The 14,162-nt window shown below is 38.9% G+C and carries 14 protein-coding genes; 1 reads left to right on the top strand and 13 read right to left on the bottom strand.

The window, feature by feature from the left end:
- Positions 1-510: 510 nt before the first annotated feature.
- From ccsB to C9J36_RS04655, 11 genes are all read right to left on the bottom strand, one after another.
- The gene (gene ccsB / locus C9J36_RS04705) at positions 511-1,743 is read right to left on the bottom strand and encodes a c-type cytochrome biogenesis protein CcsB (RefSeq protein WP_107942374.1); all 1,233 of its coding nucleotides are present in this window, start codon (positions 1,741-1,743) and stop codon (positions 511-513) included.
- Complete coding sequence (gene resB, locus C9J36_RS04700) at positions 1,740-3,392, bottom strand: cytochrome c biogenesis protein ResB (protein WP_107942373.1); 1,653 nt, start codon at positions 3,390-3,392, stop codon at positions 1,740-1,742. Before resB ends, ccsB begins: the two co-directional genes overlap by 4 nt.
- An 11-nt stretch (positions 3,393-3,403) precedes the next feature.
- A complete protein-coding gene (gene resA, locus C9J36_RS04695; protein ID WP_066171039.1) occupies positions 3,404-3,940 on the bottom strand; it encodes a thiol-disulfide oxidoreductase ResA in 537 nt (178 codons plus the stop codon).
- A 96-nt stretch (positions 3,941-4,036) separates the two neighbouring features.
- Positions 4,037-4,771, bottom strand: a complete 735-nt coding sequence (locus C9J36_RS04690; RefSeq protein WP_066171043.1) for a pseudouridine synthase — start codon at positions 4,769-4,771, stop codon at positions 4,037-4,039.
- A 284-nt stretch (positions 4,772-5,055) separates the two neighbouring features.
- Positions 5,056-5,787 (bottom strand): cytochrome c biogenesis CcdA family protein, encoded by a 732-nt coding sequence (locus C9J36_RS04685; RefSeq protein WP_107942372.1) that lies wholly within the window; start codon positions 5,785-5,787, stop codon positions 5,056-5,058.
- 17 nt (positions 5,788-5,804) lie between these two features.
- Positions 5,805-6,329, bottom strand: a complete 525-nt coding sequence (locus C9J36_RS04680; protein ID WP_107942371.1) for a CueP family metal-binding protein — start codon at positions 6,327-6,329, stop codon at positions 5,805-5,807.
- 25 nt (positions 6,330-6,354) lie between these two features.
- Complete coding sequence (locus tag C9J36_RS04675) at positions 6,355-7,035, bottom strand: response regulator transcription factor (RefSeq protein ID WP_107942370.1); 681 nt, start codon at positions 7,033-7,035, stop codon at positions 6,355-6,357.
- 18 nt (positions 7,036-7,053) lie between these two features.
- Complete coding sequence (locus C9J36_RS04670) at positions 7,054-8,415, bottom strand: sensor histidine kinase (RefSeq protein ID WP_107942369.1); 1,362 nt, start codon at positions 8,413-8,415, stop codon at positions 7,054-7,056.
- 538 nt (positions 8,416-8,953) lie between these two features.
- The gene (locus C9J36_RS04665; RefSeq protein WP_107942368.1) at positions 8,954-9,919 is read right to left on the bottom strand and encodes a D-alanyl-D-alanine carboxypeptidase family protein; all 966 of its coding nucleotides are present in this window, start codon (positions 9,917-9,919) and stop codon (positions 8,954-8,956) included.
- Positions 9,920-9,931: 12 nt separating this feature from the next.
- Positions 9,932-10,519: an SMC-Scp complex subunit ScpB gene (scpB, locus tag C9J36_RS04660; protein WP_107942367.1), complete on the bottom strand. Its 588-nt coding sequence runs from the start codon at positions 10,517-10,519 to the stop codon at positions 9,932-9,934.
- The gene (locus C9J36_RS04655; RefSeq protein WP_107942366.1) at positions 10,485-11,267 is read right to left on the bottom strand and encodes a segregation/condensation protein A; all 783 of its coding nucleotides are present in this window, start codon (positions 11,265-11,267) and stop codon (positions 10,485-10,487) included. Before C9J36_RS04655 ends, scpB begins: the two co-directional genes overlap by 35 nt.
- Positions 11,268-11,396: 129 nt before the next feature.
- Here C9J36_RS04655 and C9J36_RS04650 point away from each other — a divergent pair, with 129 nt between their 5' ends.
- On the top strand, positions 11,397-11,936 hold the full coding sequence (locus C9J36_RS04650) for a DUF309 domain-containing protein (RefSeq protein ID WP_107942365.1): 540 nt from the start codon (positions 11,397-11,399) through the stop codon (positions 11,934-11,936).
- 342 nt (positions 11,937-12,278) lie between these two features.
- On the opposite strand, the gene C9J36_RS04645 is transcribed toward C9J36_RS04650, so the two are convergent.
- Together C9J36_RS04645 and lysA are read right to left on the bottom strand one after the other, a co-directional pair.
- The gene (locus tag C9J36_RS04645; protein ID WP_107942364.1) at positions 12,279-12,632 is read right to left on the bottom strand and encodes a GNAT family N-acetyltransferase; all 354 of its coding nucleotides are present in this window, start codon (positions 12,630-12,632) and stop codon (positions 12,279-12,281) included.
- A gap of 149 nt (positions 12,633-12,781) precedes the next feature.
- Positions 12,782-14,101, bottom strand: coding sequence for a diaminopimelate decarboxylase (gene lysA, locus C9J36_RS04640; protein ID WP_107942363.1), 1,320 nt, complete (start codon positions 14,099-14,101; stop codon positions 12,782-12,784).
- Between the last annotated feature and the right edge of the window lie 61 nt (positions 14,102-14,162).

The raw sequence follows: 14,162 nt of genomic DNA, 5'->3' as shown, positions 1-14,162 counted from the left end.
TAGGGAAAGTATCTCAGGCGTGTTAATTAGCATTTATTTCACAGAGATTACCTAGTAATTCATTGATTTCCATTACGGGGGATGCGGCTTCCATTAATTTATTTCGGTGAATGCCGAAATAAATAGATTTTCAGCTCGAGGCCAACACGATGTTGGTCATGAAGGCGTTGCTACAGTACGTGACGACCTTAGCCTCCTTACCTTTGATTCCGATGGAGTCACCCCTTCACTCCAATCAACGAGTGTGTGCCTATTGAAAAGCATTTCCCCCTATAAACACGCTAATAAATAGACAATATTTACATAATCAACAGGTTTGAAAATATATTCCTCTAATACCAAAAAGGCGGGATTTGAACAGCGCCCCCTTTACTTAGAGGAACTACTGCTAGCCTCTATGTTTTCATATTCCAAAAGTACTCTCTGCCTCACCGAACTAACATTTTATCTAAACAGCAAACAAAAGCGTCTAAACAGCCGGCAACTGCACGGCTGTTTAGACGCTCCTTACTATGCATATGAATGTAAGCCAGCGATAATTAGGTTAACAAACACCAAATTAAACATGATTATCGTAAAACCAATTAAAGCAAGCCATGCTGATTTTTTACCTTCCCAGCCTTTTGATAGTCGTAAATGTAAAAATGCTGCATAGAATAGCCATGTAATTAAAGCCCATACCTCTTTAGGGTCCCAACCCCAGTAGCGTCCCCATGCTTCTTGAGCCCAAATCATGGCAAATACTAATGCGCCTAATGTAAACATTGGGAAGCCAATTAAAATCGAGCGATATCCGATTTCATCCATAAGTGGCGAATTTGCCTTTTTCACTAATGGTTGAAGTATTGCCGAAATTGAGCGACGTGTAATTAAGCGAATAAGCAAGTAAATAACAGTACCAAATATTAGAGAGAAAAAGACTGTTGTCAATTTTTTAGCATTCACAAGCGGAGGCATCTCTACTAATGGTTGGAATGATTGATTTTCTTTAGCCACAGGCTCATATATTTTATTCTCTGCATCAACTAGCTCTACTTCTACATATTTATTCATCCCAAAGATAGCGGGCTTATGATATTCAACTCGGCTTGTGTTACCCTCTTTATCGACATATTGATATGTTGCACTATAGCCCATTGCACCAAATGTAACAGAAGACACAACGAAGCCAATGACAAGCACTAAAGAAAACATAACTGCTTCTAAGAAAAAGCGTTCCTTTGAAGCTCTTTTCACATCTACATGCTTTAATAAATAAACTAATCCTGCAACGGCGCTAATCGCTAATACAGCTTGAGAAAGAGCAGCCGTAATAACATGAATTGTTAGCCAATGACTTTGTAATGAAGGAACTAATGGACTAACCTCTCTTGGGAACATCGCAGCATAGGCAATAATTATAATAGCTATTGGCAATGCTACAACCCCGATTACAGCTACTCTGTACATAAAGTAGCTTCCGATAAATGCCCCAACAATAAACATACCTAATGCTGTTGTAAATTCAAACATATTACTTACAGGTGCATGGCCTGTATACATCCAGCGTGTAATAAAGTAGCCAATATTTGAAACAAAGCCAATAATCGTTATCGTAATGGCTAGCTTGCCCCATTTCTCAGCAGAGGCTGGTGCATTTTTTACTTTTGATGGTTTAATTGCACCACCAAACAAGATTGTAGCGATTAAATAACAAATGAATGCAGCATATAATAGATAGCCGCTTAACTGAAGTAAACTCATAAGGAGTTGTCACCTTCCTTTTCCTTTTGTTCTTGTTCTTTTTCTACTTGGTCCACGTATTGTGGTAAATAAGCATGTGTTGTAACAGCGTCTAAGTCTTTTTTCATGCTGAACCAGTTTTTATTTGTATGTGCAGCAAGACGCACTGTTCCATCCTCTAACTGCTCCACCCATAAACGACGGTGGCTCCAATATGAACCGATGACAACACCTAGCATAAAGATGAAGCCCCCAACAAATAAAATTGGAATCGATTTATCTTTGCGAATCGTCAAGCCGGACATATTGCGTGTTTCCACACTAGCAAACTTCATTTTATATTGATTATCTCCTAATGGCTCTAATGTTTCGCGAATCGCCACAAAGCTCGTTTCACCCTCTGGCGTTTCAGGTGTAAACATACGGAAAATAAATGCCGGATTATTTGGATATGGTGTAGCCGTTTGTGGCACACCATCCTTAAAGCCTGAGAAATCCGGCAAATAAGAAACAAGCTCTACTTTTGTTTGCTCATCGATAATATATTCTTTTTGCGGATTCGTTAAATCGATACTTACTTCACCTAACGATGCTTCAGTTGCTTTATTTTGCAATTCAAAATTCATAACTTTTAATTCGTTTAGGCGATAGTCCATTTGATAGATAGCATAGTCATCATGCTTTAATGGATGATTGACACGGATTTCATAGGATTTCACTTCCTCTAAATCCGCTGTTTGTCCAGGAATGGCACCTTCTTGTTGCTTATAGAGCGTTACGTTTGTTTGGAAGTTTTTCGCAACAACATTGACGCCTTGACGCAACTGTTCGCCTTGCGGGTCGTTATCATACGTTTCTAAAATAAATTTATCGCTGTATAAAAGATAGCCGTCCATTCCATCAATGGCACGTGTCTCACCCTCGCGTAGCCACATCGACTCATCAACATAAAAGCCTGGCAATAAGCGTAGCATAACGGCACCTAGAAAAATAATTAATCCAAGATGATTAATATACGGACCATAACGTGCAAAGCGTCCTCTTTCTGCAAATAATGCATTGTCCTCACGACGCACCTTGTATTTTAATTGCTGCATTTGCTGTTCAATTAAATCAAGCGTTTTATCCGCTTGCTTAGCAGGCTGTCCTTCTGCTACGACGCGCTGACGTTTCATAAAGCTCGTATGACGCTTTACTCTCTGATTTGTTAAAGAGCGATGTAACGGAATACCTCGGTCAATACTTGCTACAATAATCGAAATAGCTAGCATTCCAACAATTACTTGGAACCACCAAGATGAATATAAATCGGACAGACCTAAGCTATAATAAAGCGTTCCGATTGTTCCATAGACATCTTTGTAATATGCTGCTTTTTCAGCATCTGTTGCAACATTCACATAAAATTCCTGTGGGAAAATCGTTCCGATTGACGCTGCAATAAGCGTAATAATAATTAAAGTAACTCCTACTTTAACGCTAGAGAAAAAGTTCCAAATTTTATCGATAAGCGATTTATTACGCGTTTTAGAGCGAATTGCAATACCGTCATAACGCATATCAACTACTTGTTTTTCCTGCTCCTCTACCGTTAACGGTCGTCCACATTTTTCACAAAGCTTTGTGCCAATTGGATTTTCATGCTTACAAGTACAAATGATTTTTTCCATCTGTCAAACTCCTATTCCGGTTTAATGGATTCCATATATGAAGCGATATCTGCCTCACTCATTTCACCGGTAATAATTTTTTTCACTTTCCCGTCTGGTGTCACTAAAATCGTCGCAGGCAAAGCTGCTCCTACGTTATATGCTTTTTGCACACTTCTCGTTTTATCAATAACAACAGGGAAATCGACCCCTAAATTAGAAATGAACCTTTGCACTTCAAAATCAGATTGCGCAATATTAACTGCTAACATTTCAACACCCTGACTTTTATATGCATCGTATTGGCGGTCCATCGCTGGCATTTCACGCTCACATGGAGGGCACCAAGTACCCCAGAAGTTTAAAAACACACCTTTTCCTTCATAATCTGATAAGCGATGTGTTTCACCGTTTAAATCAACAAGCTCGAAGTCAGGCGCTTTCGACCCTTCCTTTAGCATTTCCACTTTATCTTTTGTCGCTGTCGTATAAACCGTATAAACAATTGCAGCGAGTAATACACCTAAAATAATACCGCGCATAATTGAACGCTTTTTCTTTTTTTCCATTTGCGTATAACCCTCCTCACACAGTCTACTCCCGCCTATTATTATAACAAATAACAAATTTTTAATATAAAGCACTTTTGAATGAATTATGAACGTTTACTCAATCTTCCCTGTTTCAGCCAATACACGCAGCAATTTTACTTCATGCTTTGTCAGTTCCCGGTACTCTCCTGGGCTTAAACCTGTTAAATCTAAAAAAGCAAAGCGCTCTCGCTTCAGCTTTACAACGGGCGTTCCTATTGCTTCAAACATTCTACGCACTTGGCGGTTTTTCCCCTCATGAATAGTGATTTCACAAATCGCTTTGCCCGCCTGCTCGTCAAATGATGTCATGCTTACTTTTGCTGGAGCCGTCTTGCCGTCCTCCAATTTAATGCCGCGCTGTAGCTTTTTTAAGCCTTCGATTGTCGGCACACCTTTCACACGCGCAATATATGTTTTGTCAATTTTAAACTTAGGGTGTGTTAACAAATAAGAAAACTCCCCATCATTTGTTAACAACAATAAGCCCGTTGTATCGTAATCTAAGCGACCTACTGGGAATATGCGTTGATGCACATGTTTTTTAAAAATATCCGTTACCGTTTTACGTCCTTTATCGTCTGTTACTGCCGAAATATAGCCTCTTGGCTTGTATAATAGGAAATACACTTTATCTTCCTTCTCAAGCTTTACACCTTCTACCTCAATTGTATCAGAATTAGATACTTTCGTACCCAGCTCCTTGACAACTTTACCGTTTACCTTTACTTTTCCTTCTACAATTAGCTGCTCTGCTTTACGACGGGATGCCACACCCGCATAAGCAATCACTTTTTGTAATCGTTCCATAAGATCACCTCATTGATTGATTGTTCGAAAACCCTTTCATTTGCGCCTGAACCTGTTGAAAATTATGTCACACTTTGCGCCATTATTAAAGAAAAATAGCTTTATTTCACATTTAGACGTGACAAATTTGTCACATGATAAAGCTCCAAGTAAAAAATCAGCACCTTTCATGTGGTGGTGATGCTGATTTTCTATATTTGGCTAACGCTTTTTCAATTAATTTATCCTTACTTATAGTTAACTTGGAGATTTCGCAATTTATCTATGCCTTTGATTGAGTACCTTTAGCCCCAATAAGTAATCGTATCGAAAAGACCAACAATAATGAGCAATACCCCTGCTATTTGTTGAAGTAGTCTTCCGATTTTCATGCTTTTTTTCATTACTAAGCCCTTTACATCAAAATACCAGATGAGATATAAAACAATTAATAATGGAATTGTTGTTGCAATACCAAAAACGGCTGGCAATGCTAAGCCGTAAGAGCTTGAAGCAACGATGGGCATAAGCCAGACAAAAAAGATGACGAACATTGTTGGACAAAATGCAATCGCAAAACTAGCGCCTAATAAAAATGAGCCGAATTTCCCCTGCATTAGTTTCAATGGCATATGACTTGTTATGCGATTTAAAAACTTTAATTTTAAAACGCCCATCAGCACGAGTCCAGTAAAAATTAACAATGGACCAATGCCCTTTCGAAACAAAGGAAAATATGTTGTTAATGCTGTTTCAAATGCTTGACCAAATAGCCAAGCAAATAATCCAATTATACTGTACACAACTACTTTACCAGCAATAAATGAAGTAATAATGCCTAAGCTAGCATTCTTTTGAATCGTGCGGTTACCATACAATGTAATGGCACTAATATTCCCCGTAAGTTGGCACGGAGCGACTGCACCAATTAGCCCTAGTAACAGTGCAGCAATAATTGGCGAATGATTATATGAATTTAAAAATAAAGATAACGGCTCACTCAACATTTGACCTATTTGAGACAAAAAACTCGACATTTCATCCCCCTAATTCTTTAAGTTAATTGTAGTGTAGTAATGCAAGTACCATCCTTATCAAAAGTAGAAAATTCAGATTCAACCAGTTTACTACCATGCTGTATTTTAATTTGATATGTTTGATTTCGCAGCAACCATAAGTCAATAAATCCATTTACTCCCGTCTGCAATGTTTCATTTACAACAACATTGCCCTTTTCGTCTTCAATATAAATATCAAATTCTTCCTTGACTAACTCTCCTTGACAACCTGTTAAGCTATGGTTATGACAAGGATGTGTTTCATTTATGTAAGGTGCGATGGACACAAAAAACTCCTCTTTTGGTAACTCATAAACTTCCTTTTCTTCGTCATTGTTTGTCACAACTAACTGTGTAGCGGTAATAGACGCGGACTTTGCAGTGATATTGCGTGCCGTATAATCTTGCACCATTTCTTTTATTTCTGTTGCTTCAATTTTCTTCACTGCCTCCTCCTCTTGCGCGCACGCCGTTAATAAACTCCCACTCATTACTAGAGCTAAAATTAGCTTATGCTTCATTTTATTTCCCTCCATTTTCAACATCTTAATTCCATTTATACCCTATTCCCCACGCTGTTTTTAAAAACGTATCTGCTGGAAAACCAGCTTTTTTTAACTTCTCTCTTAAATTTCGAATATGGGAATCCACTGTTCGGATATCTATTTCAGTCTCATATTCCCATGCAACATTTAATAATTCTTCGCGTGCGAAGGTTTTAAAAGGTCTAGAAATAAGTGCTTTTAAGATATCAAACTCCTTGTATGTGAGCTGTGTCGTTAAATGCTCGTAGTGTAGGGCGTACATTTCCGTATCTAAAATAAACTTTTCAAAGCGAATAACAGCTTTTGAGGATTTGCTATTTTCTGAAGCACGGCGTAGTTGTGCATTCACTCTTGCTATTAATTCCCTTTCATCAAAAGGCTTAGCAATATAATCATCAGCACCTAAATTCAACCCTTTTACTAAATCAATTTTATCGGCACGTGCTGTTAGCATAATAATTGGGACATTTGAAAATTCGCGAATTTTTGCACATACTTGCCAACCATCCATATAAGGCATCATCACGTCTAAAAGGACAAGGTCAACCTCTTTTTCTTTCAGTATTTCGAGTCCTATTTCACCACTTGTTTCCTTCAAGCATCTCATACCCTGTGGTAGTAGGAAGAGTTCCACTAAATCTAACATCCTCTGCTCATCATCAATTAAAAGAACAGTATGCATTGTACTTCAATACCACCTTTAAATTGTAATTGTAAACGTACTTCCTTTTCCTTCTTTACTCTTCACTTCAATCGTTCCGCCAAGTGCTACAACGAGTTCCTTCACTACCGCTAAGCCTATTCCAGAACCTCCATTTGAACGAGAACGTGACTTCTCCACTCGATAAAGTTTTTCAAAAATATATTCAACCTCTTCAACTGGAATGCCAATCCCTGTATCCTTTACAGCAATAACTATTTTCCCATTTTTTTCTTCAGCCTGTAAAACAACAATTGAATCTTTATTTGAATACTTCAATGCATTATCCAATAGGTTTAGAACAATCTGCTCTAAGCGTGTTTGATCAGAATAAACTTGAAGCCGCTCCTCACAAGCTAGCTCTAGTTTTATTTCTTTTAAATTGTAAGAGGATGCAACAAGTTTACAAACATTTTCTAAAAATGGTCTGACAAAAAAAGTTTCTTTATATATATCAAATGTCGTCTCATTCATGCGAGCCAAATCCAATAAATTTTTCACTAAATCCTTCATACGATTTGCTTCTTCACCAATAATTTCAATATAACGTTGACGTTCATTTATGCTAATTTCCTCTCTCATCGCAATTCTTGAGTAACCTATTAAATAAGTAAGTGGTGTACTTAATTCATGTGCAATCGTTGCTAAAAACTCATTTCTATCGTTTTGCAAGTGTTCAAGGTCGTTCGCCAGCTTATGAATGGAGTGCGATAATTCACCAAGCTCATCCTTTCCCAAATTAGGCAAGCTCACTTTAAAATTTCCCTTACTTAATTTTTCTGTTGCTTCCTTCATGCGCATTAAAGGTCTCGTAATGATTTTTGATAGCATGACATAGATGATAAATAGTACAATAAAGCCTACAATGCCTGATAAAACAAAATGCATATTCATTTTATCTACCATTTGATTAAGCGAGTTTGTGTTTTGCAGCATAATCACAAAGCCCGAACGCTCTTCATCCACTTTATACGGGTGAACACTGACGATATAGGCAGAACTTCTCCAATCAGAGATAATGATGTCGTCTTTTTCAGTGTGAAGATTCTTAATGAAGAATTGATCGTCCTCCTGTACCATGTGTGAAGGGTTTGAGCTGCTTATAATATCACCATGTTTATTCGTAATCATCACTTCTCGATTGCCATTCTTCTCCATTAAAGAAATGTGCCTCAAAGTAGTTTCTGAATAATACCCAACAAGCACATCACGATGATTTGAACCATTTGCTAATAGTAAAGAAAACTCCTCCTCCACCCTTGTATTAATCGTGCTTTTATGAAGGAAGTACATCAGAATGGATTCCATTATTAGCACAACTAAAAAGAAGCTAATTGCTAATTTTGTAGATAATTTATTCACAACTGCTCCCTCCCAGCTAATCATGTAAAGACAAGTATAATCAATAAATATGAAAAAATTATGCAGAAATAAGAAAATTATTTCATAAGTAAAATACTTTCATGCTGAAGGTGTCTTACCTCATAATTTTTGATTAGTCTAGAGCCCTCTCCTTTATACTTCTGCCTGCCCCTTCTTCCTATTACCTGTAAAACAGCTGTAAAGAATTATAAATCCTTTTATTATTAAATTTTACAACGTGCTTAACCATTTGATTCGGTTCAACTGAAATTGTATCCTTCCCCCTGAAAGTTAGCAGGTGGCTCTTTACTATCTATCGAAACAGTTTTAAATGGCTAAACTAATTATAATTTTCTCAGGTTCCTATCCATATTAAAGAGGCTGTCCGAAAAGTATATATCTTTTCGGACAGCCCCATCTCTCATATTAAATATTTGCTAAAAACACTCACTCATACGGCATTCACAATCAATTGTCACTGCTCTCACCGCAAAGAGGTTTTCTCCAAATGACTTTTCAGACAGCCCTTGTCTTTTTCTTATTCTCTTTGTACAGCTACAGCGTGTACAGGGCGCCCCTTATCATATACATACCATATCGCTTCCTTTTTATGGGGGTCTGTTGGCAAATAGACAACATGCTGCATATCACGCACTTCCGCTTTCGTCACAAGCATTTTTATCGGCTCATTAACCGTTATTTTTTCGCCTGCTACTGTATATATTCCTTTTTTCGCTAAGGTGCGCTCGGCGTAATTGCTAGCGATATGGTCAGCAAGCGCAGTGTGCACGCGCCAGTCATTTGATTCATTTAATGTCACAACAATAAAGTGTTTTTGCTCTTTTTGAAAATAGGTGGCAAGCGTGCGACCCGCTACTTTTGTATAGCCTGTTTTGCCTGCAACTGCGCCGTTATTTTCTGATAAAAGGCGATGCTTATTTTTCCAGCTTTGCTCGCCATTAAAAATAACGGTTGAGGCGATTTTTTTAAACTGTTCGTTGCGCATCGCGATTTGGAGCATACGCGCGGTATCATAAGCTGAGGAAAGATGCTCCTCATTGTGTAAGCCAGATGGATTGCTAAACTTTGTAGCCGACAAGCCCGCTAGCTGTGCGCGCTCATTCATTAAATAAACGAAGCCCTCCACAGAGCCCCCCACATGCTCGGCAAGCGCATATGCCGCATCATTGCCAGAGCGCAACATAAGACCATAAAGCAATGTTTCAATGGAATACGTCTGCCCTTTTTCCAAATAAATAGAAGAGCCTTCACTTAGTGCAGCGTGCTCTGAAATTGTCACCTTATCATGCAGCTCGCTGTTTTCAAGAACAATTAAAGCCGTCCATATTTTCGTTAAGCTTGCAATCGGTAATCTCACATGCTCATTCGCCCCCATTAGCATCCTACCTGTTTGTGCATCAATTACCGCATATGCGTGTCCTGCTGCCTGTGCTGAAGGCTGCAATAAAACGAAAAGCAATACGACACATAGCCACTTTTTCAAATATCCACTCCTTTAGTCATTAAATGCTTCTTGGAATTTCGTTAAAAATAAATCGGCTTCCTGCTCCTCTTCCATATCATGTCCCTCTGGTAAAGGTGGTAGCTCTGCTATGTCCTTCAAGCCGAAATAATTTAAAAATTCCTTCGTTGTACCATATAAAATGGCGCGTCCTGTTCCTTCTACACGTCCGACATCTTGAATAAGCCCCCTTGAAACAAGTGTTTGAATTGGTTTTTCACTTTTAACTCCTCGCAAATCTTCCACTTCTATTCTTGTAATTGGCTGCTTGTACGCAATAATTGCTAGCACTTCGACTGATGCCGCTGTTAATAGCTGGCTTGTTGGGTTATCCACAAGCTTTTTAATCGTTTCTGCCATTTCTGGTTTTGTTGTTAATTGATATGTACCCGCCAATTGTTTCAATGTTATAGCAGATGTCTTTGATTCATTATATTGCGTTGCAAGCTCACTTAGTCCTGCTTCAACATCCATAACTTCTACATCTAAATAATTAGCTAGCTGACGTACCGTCATCCCCTCATCTCCAACAACGAAAAGGAGTGCCTCAATTTTGCTCATCAACGTCTCCCGATTCATCATCGATTTCCTCCTTCTGTAAGAGCACTGTCAAATCCTCAAAATTACGCTGCTGTTCCACTAATACGACTTGGCGCTTCATTAATTCTAACAACGATAAAAACGTAACAATTAAGGTTGACTTATCCTCATAAGGGAATAGCTCTGAAAATAGCGCACGTCCACCTGTTTTCTTTAAAGAGGCAACAACCGCATGCATTTTTTCCCGTATAGAAATTTCTTGCCTTGCTACTCTCGTTTGTAAAGGTTTTCTTAATTGTTTACGACGCAGTAGCTTTTGGAATGCTGCGAGCATATCATAAACATTCACATTCGAATCGAATAATGCCAGTTGCTCATCCGGCATAAATACAGATAAATCTGCAGGTGGACGCGTATACACCTGTGCCCGCTCTCCTTCGAGCACTTGTAGCTGAGTTGCCGCTTCTTTATATTTTTTATACTCAATTAAGCGTGCCACAAGCTCGTCACGCGGGTCCGCGCTGTCAAGCTCAAACTCCGCATCCTCCATCTCCCCTTCATGAATAGGCAACAGCATTCTACTTTTAATTGCGAGCAACGTTGCTGCCATAACTAAATATTCACTTGCCTCATTTAACTCTAACACTTGCATTGCATGGATATGGTCAATATATTGCGCTGTTAATTCGGCCATCGGAATATCATATATATCAATTTCCAAACGATTAATTAAATGCAATAATAAATCGAGTGGGCCTGAAAATGCTTCAAGCTTTACTTCATAAGACATTTAATTACCACCTGTCGTTATATGTCGAGGTATTCTCCCTAGTCGTAAGCATATATTTGAGCTTCGCCAAGGCATAATTGTTATGATACTATTTTAATATGTATTTCGTAAAGAGGAAAGGTGAGTGTTATGCATCCATTATTCGTGCAATATTGCGCTTATTTCAATGGCAATGAAGATTACTTTGAATGCCATGAAGTGTTAGAGGAATACTGGAAGGAAATTGCACCAGGCGATAGACAGCATATTCTTGTAGGCTTCGTCCAACTAGCAACAGGCTTATATCATTGGCGTCGTGGCAATACAAATGGGGCGTTGCGCACATTGCAAAAGGCAAAAAAATGCCTGCAAAGCAATTCACCTTTTTTTGACATGGTAAATCAAGCTGATGTCTTACAGAAGCTTTCAAAGTCAATTTATGCAATTCAAGCAGGCGAGACTTTTCAAGCATTTCAACTAACAATTATAAATGAACAATTCGCTCAGCTAGTTAAGGTGCAAATCGCTCAGTTAGAGGCAGTTCCCCACACGTTTTTACGTGATAAACATAAGCTACGCGACCGCTCCGATATCGTTGCAGAGCGTTTGGAGAAGCTGAGCGCTAAACATAAAATGAAAGCAAACGGGGCTGTCCAAAAAGCCGTGCATAGCCGTCATTTTGGACAGTAGCGATGATGTTTCGTAAAATGTTGACTCCTAAAAATAGAAAACGCCTCTTTTAAAAATGTGATGAACATTGGCTTTAGCAGTGTACTCCTTCAGTAAAAGGGAAGTGATGGAAACATTTATTTCCATGCCGGGGGAAAAACAGGGCGACCAAAAAGCCGTGCATAGCTGGCTTTTTGGTCGCTGTCTGTGGTGCTCCTTCTGTTAAAATAAACAGGAGGGTTCTTTGAAGATGGGAGAAGCGCTGTGTCTAGCGGGTTTTCCTCCGAATGAAAGTGAAGTTTGCACTGCATCGCGAGAAAAAGCTACCTTTTGCGACAGCCCTTCTTCACACCCTCTCTGTCATTATTCCTCATCTAATAAATGGCGTTGCAAAAATGGCGCAGTTTCATCATTATACTGCAAGCTATCATAACAGCCTAAAGCACGCAATTCATCAAGCATCTCAGCAGTAATTCCTTCACCGTGATAAGAAGGGATGATGGAAATATGCTGAATTGTAGCTATCCCATTTTCTACAGCTACACCAATTGTACCAACAAATTCATCGTCCTGTTTCCATAAATAAAGCTGCCAATCTGGCGTCTGCTCATAATGCTGAACAATTTCCATTAATTGCTTTGAATCTTTGCAGTTCGGCATTAACGAAATTAAACCCATTGCAATTTTTTCAAACGCTTTTTTATATTTTACTAACATTTTTATATTTCCTCATTTTCTGCTATACGAAACGATTATGCTCATTAACTAAAGAAAAGTGGAATGATTACAAAAATATAAATCAAACCCCAAAATAGTATAAATGATACTAATCCAATTAATAGTTTCCACTTTGATATTCTCAACGACTACTCACCCTTTTTCAATACTAACGGGAGATCGTTTTGCACAATATTATCATAGCTTTCACGTTGAATCGCTAGCTGGTGTTCACCCGCCTCTACAAAAACAACGGCTGGACGCGGCACACGGTTATAGTTTGAAGCCATTGAAAAACCGTAGGCACCTGTACAAAACATAGCTAAAATATCACCAGACTCCGCCTTTTGTAGTGCAGCATCGACCATCAATTTATCCCCAGATTCACAAAGCTTCCCAGCCACTGTATAAGTGCTGCTTTTCGGCGCATTTGCTTTATTTGCAATAACGGCCTCATACTTCGCATCGTATAGTGCTGGGCGAATATTATCGCTCATGCCACCATCTACCGCGATATATTCACGAATATTTGGCACTGTTTTTTGTGAACCAACCGTATAAAGTGATGTTCCTGCATCACCGACAAGCGAGCGACCTGGCTCAATCCAAATCTCCGGCATCGCTAATTTTAACGCAGCTGCCTCTGCTTGTACAGTGTCAATCATTTCAGCTACATAAATATGTGGCGCAAGTGGCCTATCTTCCTCAGTATAACGAATGCCAAAGCCTCCGCCCAAATTTAATACCGTGCATTCAAAGCCATGCTGCTCTTTCCATTCACCAATTTTTTTCATTAGCTTGCCAGCAGCTAGGCTAAAGCCATCTGTTTCAAAAATTTGTGAGCCTATATGACAATGTAAGCCTAGAAGCTGTAAAAACTTGTGCTCGCGTACTTCTTCAAAGGCGCGGTCTGCTTGCCCATTATTCAAATCAAAGCCAAATTTCGAGTCGGCTTGACCTGTCGTAATAAAGTCATGCGTATGTGCTTCTACACCTGGCGTTACACGTAATAAAATGCGCATCGGCTGCTGCTTTACCTCTGAAATTTCTTTGAGCAAGCTAATTTCATAAAAATTATCGACAACGATGCAACCAATTTTCGTATCGAATGCAAGTTCTAACTCTGTATATGATTTATTATTGCCATGGAAATGAATGCGTTCTGCTGGGAATCCAGCTTTAATGGCAGTATATAATTCACCACCTGATACAACGTCCAACGATAAATTCTCCTGTGCCGCTAGCTGATATGCCGCAATGCAAGAAAACGCTTTTGAAGCATAAGCGACCTCCGCCTTGATACCTAATTGCTTAAATGTATCAATAAAGCCTCTAGCACGCTCACGAATTAGTGCCGTATCATAAACGAATAGCGGTGTCCCGTATTCCTTTGCTAACGTTACTGTATCTACGCCACCAATCGTTAAATGCCCATCACTTGAAATGTCCTGTGTCCCATATAAATGCACTCTGCTCTCCTCCATTACCGCTCAAAAATAGTATATGAGAACTTTACCATAGGAGGGAACA

The sequence above is a fragment of the Metasolibacillus fluoroglycofenilyticus genome (genome assembly GCF_003049645.1).
Classification (GTDB): Bacteria; Bacillota; Bacilli; order Bacillales_A; family Planococcaceae; genus Metasolibacillus; species Metasolibacillus fluoroglycofenilyticus.
The sequence above is the reverse complement of the archived record's forward strand: the minus strand, read 5'-3'. Positions and strand labels throughout refer to the sequence as shown.

Excerpts from the sequence above, each read along its gene's own strand:
- C9J36_RS04655 (WP_107942366.1), bottom strand. The coding sequence starts at position 11,267 with ATGTCTTATGAAGTAAAGCTTGAAGCATTTTCAGGCCCACTCGATTTA.
- C9J36_RS04680 (WP_107942371.1), bottom strand. The coding sequence starts at position 6,329 with ATGAAGCATAAGCTAATTTTAGCTCTAGTAATGAGTGGGAGTTTATTA.
- C9J36_RS04685 (WP_107942372.1), bottom strand. The coding sequence starts at position 5,787 with ATGTCGAGTTTTTTGTCTCAAATAGGTCAAATGTTGAGTGAGCCGTTA.
- resA (WP_066171039.1), bottom strand. The coding sequence starts at position 3,940 with ATGGAAAAAAAGAAAAAGCGTTCAATTATGCGCGGTATTATTTTAGGT.
- C9J36_RS04645 (WP_107942364.1), bottom strand. The coding sequence starts at position 12,632 with ATGTTAGTAAAATATAAAAAAGCGTTTGAAAAAATTGCAATGGGTTTA.
- ccsB (WP_107942374.1), bottom strand. The coding sequence starts at position 1,743 with ATGAGTTTACTTCAGTTAAGCGGCTATCTATTATATGCTGCATTCATT.
- resB (WP_107942373.1), bottom strand. The coding sequence starts at position 3,392 with ATGGAAAAAATCATTTGTACTTGTAAGCATGAAAATCCAATTGGCACA.
- C9J36_RS04690 (WP_066171043.1), bottom strand. The coding sequence starts at position 4,771 with ATGGAACGATTACAAAAAGTGATTGCTTATGCGGGTGTGGCATCCCGT.
- scpB (WP_107942367.1), bottom strand. The coding sequence starts at position 10,519 with ATGATGAATCGGGAGACGTTGATGAGCAAAATTGAGGCACTCCTTTTC.
- C9J36_RS04650 (WP_107942365.1), top strand. The coding sequence starts at position 11,397 with ATGCATCCATTATTCGTGCAATATTGCGCTTATTTCAATGGCAATGAA.
- C9J36_RS04675 (WP_107942370.1), bottom strand. The coding sequence starts at position 7,035 with ATGCATACTGTTCTTTTAATTGATGATGAGCAGAGGATGTTAGATTTA.